The following is a 14,476-nucleotide window of genomic DNA, read 5'->3' as shown; positions in this document are numbered from 1 at the left end:
TGACAACTGCGGGCGGCTGCCAGGCTAGTGCTTCAGGTTTTGTTGTAAAAATGCCAGCATTGCCTGTGCAATATCGTTGCCATGCGTTTCGATAGCAAAGTGGCCACTGTCGACAAAACGTACTTCTGCTTTGGGGTTATCACGCTTAAAAGCGTGGGCACCGGCCGGTAAAAAGAATGGATCTTTATCACCCCAGATCGCCAGCAACGGCGGCTGATAGCGGCGGAAATAGTCGTGCAACTGGTTGTACTGCTTAATGTTCTGACCATAGTCAACCAGTAAATCGACTTGTGGTTCAACGCCGATGCGATCTATCGCCGCATAAGCCAGCTGGTAAGTTTCGGGGGCTATCAGCGATGTGTCTGATACGCCTTCAAGATACTGCCATTTGATCATATCTGCAGTGTTGAAGTGGCGCAGTGCCGCCCGGTTCTCTGCAGTTGGCTCAGCCCAGGCTTTACGCATATCGGCCCAGCCATCGCTTAAGCCTTCTTCGTAGGCATTGCCGTTCTGGCTGACTATCGCCGTTATCTTTTCCGAGTTATTTACGGCCAAACGCCAGCCAACCGGTGCACCGTAGTCAAACACGTAGATTGCATATTGTTTCAGACCCTTTGCCACAGTGAAGGCGTCGATAATGGCTGACAGGTTATCAAAAGTGTAGCGGAACTCTGTATTTTGTACTGTTGTCTGGCCAAAGCCCGGCAAATCAGGTGCAATGACATGGAACTTAGTTGCCAGTTGCGGCATCAGATCTCTGAACATATACGAGGATGCTGCAAAGCCGTGTAATAGTAATACTGTTGGCGCCTCGGCGGGACCCGCCTCACGGTAGAATAGTTTAACATCCTGAATATCCAGCGTGTGGTGATGCACAGCAGGCGGATAATCCGCACTCTGTACTGATAAAGATGCAGCCAGGGCAGAAGCTGCAAGTAGTTTTGTGGTGTTCATGATTACTCCGTAAAAGTGATTGGAATGATATTTTGTAACCTGTATAATTCAATTTAAATGGTTACTTGAGTGCAGTGTTACTGATCTTTGGTAACCTGTCAAATTTATTTTTAAGGGTTACTGTATGCAGATCAGTGAAATTAAAAGCGATAACAACCTAAGTGATGCACCCATGCTGGGAGATCATCTGGCTATGGATTTGCTAAATACCCAGGCTATTGATAATGGCAGTGCGGTGGAATACTGGCACAGTGACGCCGATGTGCTGCACTGGCTGGCCAGATACGATATTACACCTGCTGCCGGCGGCGGGGCTTTCAAAGCAGGGGAGTTGCTGACGCAGGCCAAAGCACTGCGCTTACTGGCGCAGCGTCTGATCAATGAGTTCAGGTCGGGTACAGTGCGGGACGTCAGCGGCCTGAATGAATATCTGCATGCCTACCATAGTGTGCTGCATTTGCAGTACAACAGTGAAAGCAACACACTAACACTTAATCGGGTCGCCAGTGGCGGAACCATCGCATCCTTGCTTGGGCCTGTGGCTGAAGCCGTAGCGCAGTTGCTGGTTGAAGGAGATGCGACGCTGGTAAAACAATGTGAACACCCGGACTGTATCTTGTGGTTTTATGATCGCACCAAGGCGCATAAACGCCGCTGGTGCAGTATGGCGCTATGTGGCAACCGCTATAAAGCTGCGCAGTTCAGAAAAAGAAGCAGCAGTTAGCGGCGATACAGCCTTCGTTGCCAGGTGAAGGCTGTAGCTACTCACCGGTATCAGAAGTTATAGCGCAGCCCGGCGTTAACAGAGCGGCCTGCAGCTTTAATGGGCATAAAACCGTTGCTGTTATCCAGCCGGTACTGAGCAATATTAACGCCGCCCAGTGGCAGATCATAATCTTTATCCAGCAGGTTACTGACACCCAGGTTCAACGTAAGGTTGCTATGTTGCCACTGGGTGCTGATATCGAGCACAGCATAACTGCCGGTTGTATTTTCCAGCCGGCGCGGATCGACCCGGCGTTTGCTGTCCTGCCATTGCCACGTCAGTTGTGTTTGCCAGGCCCCTTGCTGATGCTGCACGCTAACAGAGCTATGCAGAGGGCGTTGCTGGTACAACGGCTCGTTACTGTCATCCCGTTTACCGCGGTTCAGGTTTAACCCGCCCAGTAATCGCCATTGCCCGGCTGACTGCGTGTCACTTAACAGCCACAATGCGCTGGCTTCTGCACCGTACAGAGTGGCGTCAAGGTTAGTAAATTGCAGCCGGTTGCGGCTCATCTCTGCGCTGTTAAAACTGCCTGCTAATTCAACGTCGATATAATCGCTGACACGGGTGTAAAATGGCCGAAGCTGAAATTGCCAGTTATCATTACTGTACTGATAGCTAACGCTTAAGGTACGGGCTGTTTCTGGTTTTAATGCTATATCGCCTATGTAGCCGTTAGCATCACCAAACCAGCCTATCATGGTGATGGCCATAGTCCCCTGGCCCCAGCTGTAACGCTCGTATAGGTTTGGCGCACGGTTTTTCTGCGCCAGACCAAATTGTAATAGCTGGTTGCTGCCTGGCTGATAACTGGCGACAAAGGTGATGTCAGTCAGGGTATCTTGCTGTTTGCGATCGCGCAGGTTAAACGCTTGCGCGGCAATTGCATCTGCCGCCATCATGCCCATCGTCATATTGTTGTATGCCTGCACATCGCCGGTATTGGTAGTAACCTGTTCCAGCCGGATACCATAATTAAGCTCCAACTGCTCTGTAACTTGTTGGCTAAGCTCAGTAAAAGCAGCGATGCGGCGGCGCTTGCCGTCATTAATATTGATGTAGTCATTTGGCCCCATCATCATTGAATCCGCTACCGCAGGCCAGATGTCATCCAGCGTAAGCTGATAAAACTCGTGTCCCAACTTCAGCGTACTGTGTTTGGTCAGGGGTTTGCTCCAATGCAGCTGGTAACTGTAGTCATCGCTATCTGTCAGCATTGGCATGGTGCCGGGCTTTTCGTCAGTAAAGAATCCCATTTTATGTTTAATGCCATGCCAGTTCAGCCTGGCCAGTAAATCACCCTCTGCTAATGTGCGCTGGTATTGCAACGTGATGCCGTAGCTGGTGTTGTCGGTCATATCCATATACTGGTTGGCAAAACCCTGAAACGGAATGTGCTGATGGCTTAATTTAACCGCCAGTTGTTGTGTACTATCTTTCCAGGCAGCGGTCAGTTGGTGGTTTTGCGCCCGGTATAACGTATCCGGTACTTTTGCACCATTACCATCATGGTAACTGTTGGCATCTTCAAAGGCGCCATCGTATTTCAGGCTGACATTTTTTGCCGAAAACTCTGTACCGGCACTGGTTTTAAAAATGTCGCCATTGCTGCGATAGTCAGTGCCAATGTAGCTTTTGTGATGCGACAGCGTTGATGTATCTGAAAATGTCGGATTAATACTGTTAATGCTGATAACACCGGCAATATTGTCGCTGCCCATACTTACCGGTGATATGCCGGCTACCACATTAACCTGGTTTATTTGATTAGCAGAAATATAAGACAGAGGCGGGTTCATTTCATTGGCGCAGGCAGCGCTGATATCACTGCCATCAATCAGTACTTTAATGCGCCCGCCCATCATGCCATTTAATACCGGCAACGCCGACACACCGCCTGCGGCAGAAAAATCCACCCCTGCACTTTGCAGTTGCTGGTAAGTATCCTGAGCGGCTGTTTTTGGCCAGCTCAGGCCTTTCACTTCAATAATTTCAAGTGGCGCATCGGCGTAAGCCGAACAGCAGGACAAAATCATCGCGCTTAAGGCTGAATAACGAAAGCAGCGGCCACTTTGGCCTAAAAAGAAAACAGACTGGGTTTGCATAACAGCATCCTAAACATAACATCAGGATGCTATTGTAATAAATACATAGCCTTAAGCCGCTGTGACAAATTGCCGCAGCTGTGGCGCATCGGTGACCACAGCGAGCTAGTACCGCTAAGGCATAACGTTGGCAGCATCTAAATATTAGGGTACAGTCAGAAAATACAGTTGTTCAGTTTAGTTATGTGTTTTAGGTATATTCCATACCACCTTTGACGTGCGTCGTGCTTTCTAAGTGGGCTGGTCGTTACCACGAAATTTGTTGTCTTTTAAGGAGATATTAGCTTTTCTTTTTTGCTTAATCTTAGTAAGCGTGTTCCGCAAATTGATATTGAATTTTTTTGAGAGCAAATCCTGCAATGAAGTATGAAAGACCAGAAATGGAACAAGCTTATATCCGCCTTGTTCAGCAAGAGAGACCAATATTAGCTCTTCTTGCTTCTATTATTGGATTAGCTCCAGCAACACTGATTGTGATCCTGTTCGGGCAATATTTCGTTCTGAATCTAATTTCTGCCTGCTTAGTGTTTCCAACTATCGCCGGGCTTTTTGCAAGATATGTAGGGCGTTTATTTTCTCCGGCTGCCCGAATTCCGGTAATGTTGGTCATTGGGTTGGCATACATTGCTTTAGGAATTCTGTTGCAAGCTAAAGTGATTTGGTTTCTGGTTGCACCGATACCATTTGGAGTAGTATTTTTAACAAGTAAAAAGTCTCTGACAGAGCTCGAATGGCAAGCTATCAGTGAACATTCAATTAAGCCTTTTCAGCTTGAGGAAACATCTGGCTTTGGCAAAGTAGTACAACCTTTGCTGGTGTTGCTATTACTGCCTACGTTGGCATATTTGTATTTTATGTTGCCTGATAATGCTTGTCTGAAGACCATTGAGCAGGGCGACTACTCATCCATCGCTGAAAAATGTGCTGTAGGTAAAGCTGGCTCGATTGGCAATTGGTTCGCTGGCGGACATCCGGCATCAAATCACAAGTTTGGATCCTATTACTCACCAACAAAAGAAGCCGTGCTAATACGGACTAAAGCAGAATCGGGTGATGCACAGTTTCAAATTCTTTGGTGGTCAATTGTTGATGAAGCGTATCGTCGAGGGCCGGATGCTAAGCAGCTCTCCGGCAGCGATAAATATGAAAATGACGCCAGATATTGGCGGCATAAAGCGGCGTTACTTGGTCATCGCCCTGCAGTTGAAAAAGAACTAGCTATCTATTCTTCCCTTGAGCAACACCTAAGAGCTGAAGCGTTTAAACAACAAGCAATAGTATTCTCAAAACAGCTTGCTTCCGCAAAAATAGCCGGGGCGGCTGAGCTGGTAACGGCAGCCAATAACATCATTACTCAAAGTGATATCGTGCAACGCTATCGTAGACAACTGGCTGACCTTGATTCCTTGTCATTCGATGAGTTAGATAATCTATTGTATGCCGTTGAGAACGCTGAGTTTCACTATAATATCCATGACTTTAATGAACGCTATCCGAATACAGGGTACTACACAGGTAGTATTCAGGTTGATATTGATGAAGACAAAGCGGCGGACATTCTAAACGTTATGGCTGTTAAGTTTCAAAACGCTGAGGCGTCTTATAAGGTATTTAAAATACTGACAAAGCGTAATAGCGAGAAGGCAGAGTTCTTTTTAGAGCTGGCCGCCAAACAGAGCCATATCGAAGCTGCAGCACTTCTCGGCAGAGTACTGTATTGCCAGAATAGAAAAATGGAAGGGCTGGCCTGGCTGAAAAAAGCTGCAGAACTGGGCAGCAATATTGCACGTGAGCAGCAAAAAGAGATTGGCTTAAGCCGAAACCTGAAAGCGTGTGGCTAAGTTTGTACAAAAGGCTGTTGCTCAGGCAATGGTCATTTTGCCTTGCAATACCGTAACAGCCTGGCCTGTTAGTTTAACTGCACCGCTTTGCAACAACTCGACATCAACAAAACCACCACGGCGCGAGCATTGAAACGCCTGTAGCCGGGTTTTGTTAAGCTTTTCTGCCCAGTACACTGCCAAAGCACAATGCGCCGAGCCGGTTACCGGGTCTTCATTTACGCCAACCCAGGGCGCAAAATAGCGCGATACTACATCTACCGTTGCCGCTTTAGCTGTAACCAGTACGCCACGGCCTGCTAATTTGGCCATGCCGCTAAAATCCGGCTTAAGCTGCATCAGCTGTTCTTCACTATCAATGACGATCAGTTGTTTATTGTCAAAGCTGGCGTAATCTACGATATGCTGTTGGGCTATGCCTAATAGCTGCAGTAGCTCCGAGTTCATTTCAGCGCTCATATTCAGCTCAGGCGCAGGCAGGACGATATGGATGCAATAGTGGTCTAACTCTGCGGTTAGTACACCGGACAGGGTATGAAAGGCAATGCTGTCGCCGCGGCTATAATGGCCTAACTGCCTTAAAATATGCGCTGTTGCCAGGGTGCCGTGGCCGCACAAACGTACTTCTACCTCCGGTGTAAACCAGCGCAGCCGCATGGTATCCAGCGCCAAAAAAGCGGTTTCAGACACCGCCATTTCAGCGGCAATCGCCTGCATCATGCTTTCGTCAAGGCCTTGCTCTGTAATACACACCGCGGCAGGGTTGCCCTTAAATACTGTATTGGTAAAGGCGTCAACCTGATAAATATTTACGTCCATTAATGCTTCCTGATTAAGAATGGTACAGGCCTTATTGCCAACGCTATGGGCACTGCAGGGTATAGATTTTCCGCTGTCATTTATTGTACCGGCACCGTAATGACTTTAGCCGTTCAGAACTGTTTCAAGCCATTTTAAAAAGGTATGGCTATTTCTGCTGTCAAAACCTGGTTTATCAGGTACGTAGTAGCACAAGTCTGACGCAACAGGCCGGGTGCCAAACTGCTGCAAGAGGTTCATTTTTAGTAGCCGCCTGGTCAGGGTAGTAGAGCAAAATACCAGTGCGTTTTCTGCCATCGCCTGCTGTATACCGAACAGCTCCTGGTCAAATTTTTTCACAATAATGTTTTTGCCATCTATACCGTTTGCGGCCAGCCAGGCTGTCAACGGGGCCTGGGGCAAGGCGGTATTTTTCCACTCCGTGGTATAGAGGGTAACAGGTTTGGCCGACCAGCAAGGCGGCTGCATGCCGTGGCGGCCAAATACATCGAACTGCTCATGGCCGATGATATCGTCAGGCGCAGCGGTTGTGACATCGCCGTAGCGAATTGGGATGATAAAGGGGTGGTTATCTATGGCTTCACCTGTTGCTACTTCAACTGCAATATCCGGATAAGCGTGCGAGAACTCCTGCAGGGCTGGTATCAGCAACATAGCGGCGAATGATGATGTTGTGGTTACTTTCAGCACGCTACCAGCGGTTTTTAGTTCTGCCAGCGCGTGCTCAATTTTTCGAAAACCGTCAGAGGTGGCCCGGGCCAGAATTTTGCCTGGCTCGGTCAGTACTATCTGCCTTGTTTGCCGATGAAAAAGATTAACATTTAACCGGTTTTCCAGATTGCTGATGTGATGCGACACTGCCGTCGGGGTAAGTGACAGCTCTTCTGCTGCCAGTTTAAAGCTCCCCTGGCGCGCCGCAGCCTCAAATGCTTTTAATGCCTGTAACGATACCTGCAATTGTGCTCTCCTGAACTGGGGCGGCTTAGCGCTACTATAGATGATTTAAACTCACCTGTTAATGTGTTTTTCTCGTTTGTGATTAACCACTGATAGCGACAAGATTACGTTCGTTATCAACTACCAGAGGTATTACAAATGAGCACTATATTGCACATAGATTCCAGCGTAAGAGCTATTACTAACCCGAACCCAAACCATAATTCTATTTCGAAAAATATCGCGCTGCGGTTTATCAATACCTGGCGTGAAAAGCGCCATACAGATGAGTATATTTATCGTGATGTTGGTATGAACCCGCCGGGTTTTATTACCCAGGACTGGATAGGCGCCGTGTTCACACCTGAACAGAAAAGAACCCCGGCGCAGCACGATATTTTGGCGCTGTCAGACAGGTTAATTGCCGAAGTCGCCAAGGCGGATATTATTGTTATTTCTACGCCTATGTATAACTACGGTATGCCGGCGCAGTTAAAATCCTGGTTCGATCAAGTGGTGCGTATTAACAAAACCTTTGATTTTGACCTGGCCCGCGGCGACTTTCCGCTGCAACCCTTATTGTCAGGTAAAACGCTGATTACCATTACCTCCAGTGGTGAATTCGGTTTTGAAAAAGGCGGTATACGGCAGAGTGCCAGCCATTTACAACCGCACCTGCGCACGCTGAGTAAATACCTGGGGGCAGAGACAATCTATGAAATAGCCGCCGAGTATCAGGAGTTTGGCGATGATCGGCACAGAACCTCGGTTAGCAATGCACTAAGCCTTGCAGAAACGCTGGCAGCAGAACTGGCAGATACTGCCGCAGCAACATCGCTGCAACCGGAGGCTGCTAATGGGTAATGCTAAGCTGACGCAAGCGGATATTAAGTGGGCAGAGCGGGCCATTGATTTGGCAATCAATAATGTAAAAGCCGGTGGTTTGCCGTTTTCCGCTGTGATTATTAATCAGCAGGGGCAGGTTATCGGCGAAGGCGTAAATCAGGTAGCCGCACAGCTTGATTGCACCGCACATGCTGAAATTCAGGCAATACGGCATGCGTCACAACACGAGCAAAGCATCTCGTTGCAGGGGGCAACATTAATTGCATCAGGCGAACCTTGCGCACTGTGCTATATGGCCATTCTGCTGGCGAAAATAAGCCGGTTGGTTATCTTAGCTAACAGGCATGAAGCCAAAGCGCATGGGTTTGACTATCTGTGGACTTACGAGCTTCTAAACAGCAATTCACTGGGGCAGCTAACGGTGCTGAAGTTAGACAGCGACAGAACAAGCCTGCCGTTTAAGCTCAGCCAGGTTCGGATGGAAGATATTGGCTTGTAGTAAAGCTTAATTAATCCATATCTCACCGTACAACGGTAACAGGCATCCGGCGGGTGCCTGTTTTTATGCATTAAGATGCTGTTTTCGCCACAGTACCATTCGCATTATCAAATCTTCAGGCATGGCTTTGTTAAGCGGAAACTGCACCGAGCCCTTCGCATATTTATAATCGACTAACTCATCAGCAAAGGCTTCTATGGTAGTGGGGTGGGGATAAAACCCAATATGCCTGGCGTAACCTGCGATCATGATTTGTTGCTCGCGCTTACCGCCAGCAGTCAGCGTAAAAGCGGGTATGTTGTAGTTCAGCAGCTGTTCGGTGTTTGGCAGCGCCTTAAGGATCAGGGCCCTAACTTGCTCCAGCGCCGCGGCTACCTCTTTTGGCTGGTCGGCAATGTATTCATCTACGCTTTGGTAAGTCTGTTTCTGCATATTTAGTTACGCTCCTTTTTTGCTAAACCCTCGAATTATCTGGTTAGCTGGCTGTTCTCAGCCGCATGAAGTGTCGGTGTACGCAAACACATGGTTTCGGTGCAACTCACCTTCGAGGTTGAAAGTAAGCTCGCCAATAATGTTAAAGCCTAATTTATGGTAAAAGCCAATAGCATCGTGGTTATTAACCCAAGCAGATAACCAATAAGGCAAGCCATGTGCATTTTCTATTTCTTTTAGCAACTGGCGGCCCACACCTTTACTATGAAAATGTGGAGACACATACAGCGTGACGATTTCGTAGCCTGAGCATCCTTCAAATGTTGAATTTAAGTCAGCGACGATAAAACCGATAAGGTGCGAGTCCTGTTCGAATACCCTGATATCAACCGACTCTGTTTCGAGTAACTTAATGAAGTATGCTTCAGTAAACGTAGACAAAGCGTACTGTGATAGCGAAGAGCGAATACCTTGCGGGGCGTAGGTGTGTAACCAAACCTGAAGTGACAAAGCTGCCAGATTTAAGCAATCGCTTGGCAATGCTTTTCTAATCATTGACGAATTCCTAGAGGCGTATAACGCTTTAGCTTGTCAGCTTCATTCATAATTCGTAACTGATTCTTTTTGATAAGATTTATATAAATACCAAACAGCCATAGCGGAACCAATAATGAAACTTAATGAATGTCCCGGCTTAGGGCAATCTGCCGTTTGAATATCTAAATAGAGTGCAGGCAAAATAGCAAAGAGGATAGCGCCTAAAAGTATGTGTTGCTGTCTAAACTTTACCGTGTAAAAAACTAGCGCAAACCCCGCAAAACCTAATGCGGCTTGCGATGCACCTGTACCCGTATTCCACGGGGGCGATCCAAATTGTGTAGTAAACAGAGTTCCAATAGCTCCCGCGAATAGCCAAATGGCAAGCGTATATTTGAACCCAATTTTACGTTCCAGAAGAACGCCTAAAAACATTATCGATAAAACGTTATATATCATGTGCTTCTGATGAACATGAACAAACTGTGAAGTTATAAATCTCCATATTTCAAATTTTTTGATGCTTTCTACTGTTAGGCCGCCATAGTCAGCAAGATAAATAATTCTGGATCTGCCGAGTATTGAACCTGATATCTGGTAAGCCACAAAAAAAGAAACGCACACCGTTAAAATGCATATAGCAATAGTAAAAAAAGGTTTGTAATTAGAATTCATGCTTCTTCCTGAAACTAACGCCGCCAACACAGGCCGAGCGAAGCGAGGTCCAGTGCAATGCGATTTTTGCATTGCACGATTGTGCTTGGCCTTGTTAGTGGTTTACGCAACCTGGACCTCTTTGAAATTCGGGTTTTCTTCTAGTAGCTTTTTGAAAAATACGAAGCAGCTGTCTGAAGTGGTCATTTTGTTCTTGCCGAAGAGCTTTTCTTTAAAACTTCGGTATTTATCTACTTGGAACACCCATTCTATTGGTTCTTGTGGATTATCGCCTTCTTCGAAGTAGGCACAAGCCCCGATCAGGTAATTGTTACCTTCGAACTCTAACTCACTATACCAACCCCAATCTTCGGCATCTGGCTCAGTAATCTCGATCTTTCCATCTAGCTCTGACCTAAGCCATTCGAGCAGGGATATTCCGTAGATCGGATTTATTGGGTTATCCCTCTCTTTAGAAACATCAAACATTGATGTCTTAAAATGTATGGCTTGGTTCATAGCTCTCCTTGACCACTAACGCCGCAAGCAAAGGCGAGCGTTAGCGAGTCCAGCGCCGAAGGCGCGATTTTGGCTTGCTTTGTTATAACTGAATAGATTGCCAGTAGACACCAAGCTGACCTCTATTATTAAAATTGTCCTTACTTAGGCTTTTTTGCCAAGCATTTATGTTTTCTTTGCTTACAGCCAATATCAATTCGGACGATGCTTCTTTAGGCAGATACCAATCAGAAATTTGGTAATAGTAGGGAAGCATCCAGATTAGCTCTTCGTCTGTTGCACCACTGCCCAATTGAGCATTGAGGCACTCTACTGTTTTTATTACTTTAGTTCTATTCAGGTCAAGTAGCCCACTTAGTTGATAAGGCTCACACGTTTCATACCAAAGAAAGAATATTGCTCGTTTTAGGGCCTCGCTGTCACCACTAGTGGCTAATTCTACATATTCATCAAAGACTGACCTCCATTGTTCATAGAGGTCGTTCTCCAGAAGAAAATTGTGCATCTCCTCAAAGCTGCCTTTAGTTGGCATTTTTGACAGCAGCTCTTCTTCCTTCTTTGATAGTGCTTCAGTGCTCATGAGTTATAACGCTCGCAGCACAGGCCGAAACCCGCGCAGCGGTTGAGGTCCAGGCCACAAAGTGGCCGTTTGTGACTGCGCTTGTTATACATTTACCTGCCAACCCTTATTGGTGGTGGTTCAACATATTCAGAGTCTTTAAAAAATCCTTTGCAAGTGAAGCAAGACCACCCTTTGTGTCCAGAGCCCTGAAGTCTTATCATTTTTTCACTATTATCGTAACAGGTTGGGCAAAATGGGCCTTCCATATCGTTGCCAGCTTGAATCATATAATAAGGCTTAACCCATTTGACTGAAGCCCTTTGGCTCAGTTTATCCTTGAGCTGATTCATTTCGGTTTGAAGTTCTGCCAGCTCAATTTTTGCATCTGCGAGGCTACTTATTAAATTGGCTATTTGTAGCTTTACCTCGGCTTGTTCCAGCGAAGCACCGCTATCCTTAATCAGCTTAGCAATCTCTGTAGCTGTTTTTATGCTCGCTAAAGCGGCACTAATTGATGCTAGATCTGGCACAAATGCCCCCTGGATGTATAACATTTTATTATTGTGCATGCTCGTTTCCTCATTTCCAATAGAGGAAACAACCTTCAGTATGCCTTTGTAAATTAAAAGTAATTTCAACCGCTTCACTTTCGCATTTCGGAAAAACGAGCATGCATTATATTTCCAGGGCTGTGCGTTATATTTCTGAACCCTGCTACGTAAGTACCTAATTTATAGCATGTAAATAAAATCAGCAATTAGCTTATGAGCAATGTTAACGGGATATCTGACCTGAAATGTCTCATCTTTCAGATAACACTGTATATAACAACATAAAACACCGCTGTTACTAAAGGTGATGATTAGCGCTAAAGTCAGAGCTAACCGCCTGGCTTACAAGGTCACAGGTTACTGGCTAAATCACCTGCTGATACTGCTGCAAAAAATCGACAAAAGCGGTTACCCGAGCCGGGCGGAAGCGCCCTGGTGGATACACCGCATAAATACCGCCGCTGCTTAACGACCACTCAGGCAGTACCCTTGTCAGCGCACCTTGCTGCACCAGATCCTTAGCGCTGTAATCGGGTAATACACCAATGCCGGCACCCGCCAGCATTAGCGCGGTAATGGTTTGCGTAGAGCTACTTTTATAGGCGGCGATTAGCTGCACTTCAACTTGCTGCGTATTCTGCTGAAGTTGCCAGGTCAGGGGCTGGCGCAGGGCGGTAAAGGCGATAAATTCGTGCTGGCGTAGCTGCGAGGGGGCAGTGGGGATGCCTGCCTGCTGCAAGTAAGTAGGCGCTGCCAGCAGCCACTGCTCAAAGTCAGCCAGTTTGCGTGCTGTCTGGCTAGAGTCGCGCAGCCAGCCGATGCGTATTGATAAATCGATGTTTTCTTTTACCGCGTCTTTTACCTGATCACTGCTACGAAACTCAAACTCCAGCGCCGGATGTAGCTCACGAAAGGCAACTGCCGCCGGTGCCAGTTTACGGTTGGTGTAATCTTCGGGCGCGCTGATAACCAGTTTACCCTGCAGTACCTTGTCGCCACTTTGCACGCTTTGCAGCGCCTGCTGCAATTGCTCCAGCAGCGGCATACAGCTTTGCAACAGTTGCTCGCCGGCGCGGGTTAAGCTGAGCTGGCGTGTGGTACGACGAAACAGTGCTGTGCCCAGCTGTTGCTCCAACGCTTTTAACTGCAGGCTAAGTGTGGTTTTACTGCAGCCAAGCTGCTCGGCTGCGGCGGTAAAACTACCGGCCTGCTGTAAGCGTTGCACCAGTTGTAAGCTATTCAAATCGGGTTGGTTTTGCATGATTGTTTTATTTTTTAAAACAGTGATTTTTATATTAGGCCATTTTTCATTGTTAATCGAGTGGCGATAATAACGCCGGTTTTCAATTGAGGAATACATGATGGAATTAGTTATCTTAGGCGCGTCAGGTTTTATCGGCTCAGCCATTACGGCTGAAGCATTAAACCGTGGTCACAAGGTTACGGCTGTGGTCAGCCGCCCCGAGCGTGTTACACCGCAGCCGGGCTTGACGGTTATCGGGCTGGATATTAACGACACCGCAGCATTAACTGAACTGTTAAGTAATAAAGCGGTTGTGATCAGTGCTTTTAGCGGCCATGCCCAGCAGGATGTAAAAGGCTATTATGTCGCGGCGTTTAACTCTGTGTATAAAGCTGCAGTTGCAGCTAACACACCACGTTTGCTTGTTGTGGGCGGTGCGGCAACATTAAAATTGCCCGATGACAGCCGGTTGCTCGATAGCCCGGATTTTCCGGCTGAGTATCGTGCTACAGCAGAGGGCGCAGCAGAAGTACTGCAACAACTGCAGCAGCAAAGCGATATCAGCTGGAGCTTTTTATCGCCAGCGGCGGAGATTTTTCCCGGTGACAAAACGGGGCAGTACCGCTTGGGGCAGGATTACCTGCTGACAGATAAAGAGGGCAAAAGCCGTATTTCCACCGGCGATTATGCTGTTGCGATGCTCAATGAAGCCGAGCAACCGCAGCATCAGAACAAGCGCTTTAGCATCGCTTACTAAACGGTCAGCGCAGTTAGCCGGCAGTGACCGCCTGCAAAGCGGCGCTGCGTTCTTCTTCGGTAAGGATCCCCACCAGCACAGTGCGCCGGCGCAGCTTTGTCATGCGCTCGCCACTGTCCAACAGCTCACGGCGAAATAACACAGGGTCATCAATGCAGTCCAGAATACTGTGCCAGTGAATATAACCGCTGTGCCTGATTTGCCCGGCCTGATAACGCTGCTCAAGTCGCTGGCGCACATCAGCGATGCGCCAGGGCTCTGCCAGTAGCTTCTCTGCCATCACCTTATGCAATTGCAGAATATGCTGGTCGGCTGCGGTTGGCTTACTCACGCTGCGTTTTCGTACACCCCGTTGTGACATTCGCTTGCGTTGCTCCCTAATGACATCAATGCTGTATACCAGACGATAAAAAACGGCAGCACTGTTACCAGGGCTGCCGCCGTTTTAAGGCTGT

General features: G+C 47.4%; 17 protein-coding genes. 5 read left to right on the top strand and 12 right to left on the bottom strand.

Annotated features, from left to right (window positions below; translation table 11 throughout):
* Positions 1-24: 24 nt before the first annotated feature.
* Positions 25-954, bottom strand: coding sequence for an alpha/beta fold hydrolase (locus tag AC5SV9_RS02825; protein ID WP_475152934.1), 930 nt, complete (start codon positions 952-954; stop codon positions 25-27).
* A gap of 124 nt (positions 955-1,078) precedes the next feature.
* On the opposite strand from AC5SV9_RS02825, the gene AC5SV9_RS02820 reads away from it, so the two are divergent.
* Positions 1,079-1,678 carry a CGNR zinc finger domain-containing protein gene (locus AC5SV9_RS02820; RefSeq protein ID WP_475152935.1) on the top strand — a complete coding sequence of 200 codons (600 nt, stop codon included), beginning with the start codon at positions 1,079-1,081 and terminating at the stop codon, positions 1,676-1,678.
* Between the two features lie 50 nt (positions 1,679-1,728).
* Here the strand turns inward: AC5SV9_RS02820 and AC5SV9_RS02815 are convergent, their stop codons facing one another.
* Positions 1,729-3,825 (bottom strand): TonB-dependent receptor plug domain-containing protein, encoded by a 2,097-nt coding sequence (locus AC5SV9_RS02815; protein ID WP_475152937.1) that lies wholly within the window; start codon positions 3,823-3,825, stop codon positions 1,729-1,731.
* Between the two features lie 359 nt (positions 3,826-4,184).
* Here AC5SV9_RS02815 and AC5SV9_RS02810 point away from each other — a divergent pair, with 359 nt between their 5' ends.
* Complete coding sequence (locus AC5SV9_RS02810) at positions 4,185-5,666, top strand: SEL1-like repeat protein (protein ID WP_475152938.1); 1,482 nt, start codon at positions 4,185-4,187, stop codon at positions 5,664-5,666.
* 21 nt (positions 5,667-5,687) lie between these two features.
* Here AC5SV9_RS02810 and AC5SV9_RS02805 read toward each other — a convergent pair whose 3' ends face one another.
* Both AC5SV9_RS02805 and AC5SV9_RS02800 read right to left on the bottom strand, forming a co-directional pair.
* On the bottom strand, positions 5,688-6,485 hold the full coding sequence (locus AC5SV9_RS02805; protein ID WP_475152939.1) for a PhzF family phenazine biosynthesis protein: 798 nt from the start codon (positions 6,483-6,485) through the stop codon (positions 5,688-5,690).
* Positions 6,486-6,590: 105 nt separating this feature from the next.
* Positions 6,591-7,442 carry a LysR family transcriptional regulator gene (locus AC5SV9_RS02800; RefSeq protein WP_475152941.1) on the bottom strand — a complete coding sequence of 284 codons (852 nt, stop codon included), beginning with the start codon at positions 7,440-7,442 and terminating at the stop codon, positions 6,591-6,593.
* A 138-nt stretch (positions 7,443-7,580) separates the two neighbouring features.
* Here AC5SV9_RS02800 and AC5SV9_RS02795 point away from each other — a divergent pair, with 138 nt between their 5' ends.
* Both AC5SV9_RS02795 and AC5SV9_RS02790 read left to right on the top strand, forming a co-directional pair.
* Positions 7,581-8,285, top strand: coding sequence for an FMN-dependent NADH-azoreductase (locus AC5SV9_RS02795; protein WP_475152943.1), 705 nt, complete (start codon positions 7,581-7,583; stop codon positions 8,283-8,285).
* Positions 8,278-8,766: a nucleoside deaminase gene (locus tag AC5SV9_RS02790; RefSeq protein WP_475152945.1), complete on the top strand. Its 489-nt coding sequence runs from the start codon at positions 8,278-8,280 to the stop codon at positions 8,764-8,766. Before AC5SV9_RS02795 ends, AC5SV9_RS02790 begins: the two co-directional genes overlap by 8 nt.
* A 63-nt stretch (positions 8,767-8,829) precedes the next feature.
* Here the strand turns inward: AC5SV9_RS02790 and AC5SV9_RS02785 are convergent, their stop codons facing one another.
* The 7 genes from AC5SV9_RS02785 to AC5SV9_RS02755 all read right to left on the bottom strand — a co-directional run bounded on the left by AC5SV9_RS02785 (position 8,830) and on the right by AC5SV9_RS02755 (position 13,282).
* Positions 8,830-9,198 (bottom strand): iron chaperone, encoded by a 369-nt coding sequence (locus tag AC5SV9_RS02785; RefSeq protein WP_475152947.1) that lies wholly within the window; start codon positions 9,196-9,198, stop codon positions 8,830-8,832.
* 57 nt (positions 9,199-9,255) lie between these two features.
* Complete coding sequence (locus AC5SV9_RS02780; protein ID WP_475152949.1) at positions 9,256-9,753, bottom strand: GNAT family N-acetyltransferase; 498 nt, start codon at positions 9,751-9,753, stop codon at positions 9,256-9,258.
* Between the two features lie 42 nt (positions 9,754-9,795).
* Positions 9,796-10,410, bottom strand: a complete 615-nt coding sequence (locus AC5SV9_RS02775; protein WP_475152950.1) for a rhomboid family intramembrane serine protease — start codon at positions 10,408-10,410, stop codon at positions 9,796-9,798.
* Between the two features lie 102 nt (positions 10,411-10,512).
* Positions 10,513-10,908: a hypothetical protein gene (locus AC5SV9_RS02770; RefSeq protein ID WP_475153364.1), complete on the bottom strand. Its 396-nt coding sequence runs from the start codon at positions 10,906-10,908 to the stop codon at positions 10,513-10,515.
* A gap of 82 nt (positions 10,909-10,990) precedes the next feature.
* The gene (locus tag AC5SV9_RS02765; RefSeq protein WP_475151906.1) at positions 10,991-11,488 is read right to left on the bottom strand and encodes a hypothetical protein; all 498 of its coding nucleotides are present in this window, start codon (positions 11,486-11,488) and stop codon (positions 10,991-10,993) included.
* A 92-nt stretch (positions 11,489-11,580) separates the two neighbouring features.
* Positions 11,581-12,039 carry a hypothetical protein gene (locus tag AC5SV9_RS02760; RefSeq protein ID WP_475151903.1) on the bottom strand — a complete coding sequence of 153 codons (459 nt, stop codon included), beginning with the start codon at positions 12,037-12,039 and terminating at the stop codon, positions 11,581-11,583.
* A gap of 346 nt (positions 12,040-12,385) precedes the next feature.
* Complete coding sequence (locus AC5SV9_RS02755; RefSeq protein WP_475151901.1) at positions 12,386-13,282, bottom strand: LysR family transcriptional regulator; 897 nt, start codon at positions 13,280-13,282, stop codon at positions 12,386-12,388.
* 97 nt (positions 13,283-13,379) lie between these two features.
* Here AC5SV9_RS02755 and AC5SV9_RS02750 point away from each other — a divergent pair, with 97 nt between their 5' ends.
* A complete protein-coding gene (locus tag AC5SV9_RS02750) occupies positions 13,380-14,021 on the top strand; it encodes an NAD(P)-dependent oxidoreductase (RefSeq protein WP_495473531.1) in 642 nt (213 codons plus the stop codon).
* Between the two features lie 13 nt (positions 14,022-14,034).
* Here the strand turns inward: AC5SV9_RS02750 and AC5SV9_RS02745 are convergent, their stop codons facing one another.
* Complete coding sequence (locus AC5SV9_RS02745; RefSeq protein ID WP_495473530.1) at positions 14,035-14,352, bottom strand: hypothetical protein; 318 nt, start codon at positions 14,350-14,352, stop codon at positions 14,035-14,037.
* Positions 14,353-14,476: the final 124 nt, after the last annotated feature.

The organism is Rheinheimera sp. ATLC3 (assembly GCF_059429535.1).
This window is presented reverse-complemented; position numbering and strand designations above follow the sequence as displayed.

Coding starts and splice junctions, on each gene's coding strand:
- AC5SV9_RS02825 (WP_475152934.1), bottom strand. CDS start 954: ATGAACACCACAAAACTACTTGCAGCTTCTGCCCTGGCTGCATCTTTA.
- AC5SV9_RS02820 (WP_475152935.1), top strand. CDS start 1,079: ATGCAGATCAGTGAAATTAAAAGCGATAACAACCTAAGTGATGCACCC.
- AC5SV9_RS02815 (WP_475152937.1), bottom strand. CDS start 3,825: ATGCAAACCCAGTCTGTTTTCTTTTTAGGCCAAAGTGGCCGCTGCTTT.
- AC5SV9_RS02810 (WP_475152938.1), top strand. CDS start 4,185: ATGAAGTATGAAAGACCAGAAATGGAACAAGCTTATATCCGCCTTGTT.
- AC5SV9_RS02805 (WP_475152939.1), bottom strand. CDS start 6,485: ATGGACGTAAATATTTATCAGGTTGACGCCTTTACCAATACAGTATTT.
- AC5SV9_RS02795 (WP_475152943.1), top strand. CDS start 7,581: ATGAGCACTATATTGCACATAGATTCCAGCGTAAGAGCTATTACTAAC.
- AC5SV9_RS02790 (WP_475152945.1), top strand. CDS start 8,278: ATGGGTAATGCTAAGCTGACGCAAGCGGATATTAAGTGGGCAGAGCGG.
- AC5SV9_RS02785 (WP_475152947.1), bottom strand. CDS start 9,198: ATGCAGAAACAGACTTACCAAAGCGTAGATGAATACATTGCCGACCAG.
- AC5SV9_RS02780 (WP_475152949.1), bottom strand. CDS start 9,753: ATGATTAGAAAAGCATTGCCAAGCGATTGCTTAAATCTGGCAGCTTTG.
- AC5SV9_RS02775 (WP_475152950.1), bottom strand. CDS start 10,410: ATGAATTCTAATTACAAACCTTTTTTTACTATTGCTATATGCATTTTA.
- AC5SV9_RS02770 (WP_475153364.1), bottom strand. CDS start 10,908: ATGAACCAAGCCATACATTTTAAGACATCAATGTTTGATGTTTCTAAA.
- AC5SV9_RS02765 (WP_475151906.1), bottom strand. CDS start 11,488: ATGAGCACTGAAGCACTATCAAAGAAGGAAGAAGAGCTGCTGTCAAAA.
- AC5SV9_RS02760 (WP_475151903.1), bottom strand. CDS start 12,039: ATGCACAATAATAAAATGTTATACATCCAGGGGGCATTTGTGCCAGAT.
- AC5SV9_RS02755 (WP_475151901.1), bottom strand. CDS start 13,282: ATGCAAAACCAACCCGATTTGAATAGCTTACAACTGGTGCAACGCTTA.
- AC5SV9_RS02750 (WP_495473531.1), top strand. CDS start 13,380: ATGATGGAATTAGTTATCTTAGGCGCGTCAGGTTTTATCGGCTCAGCC.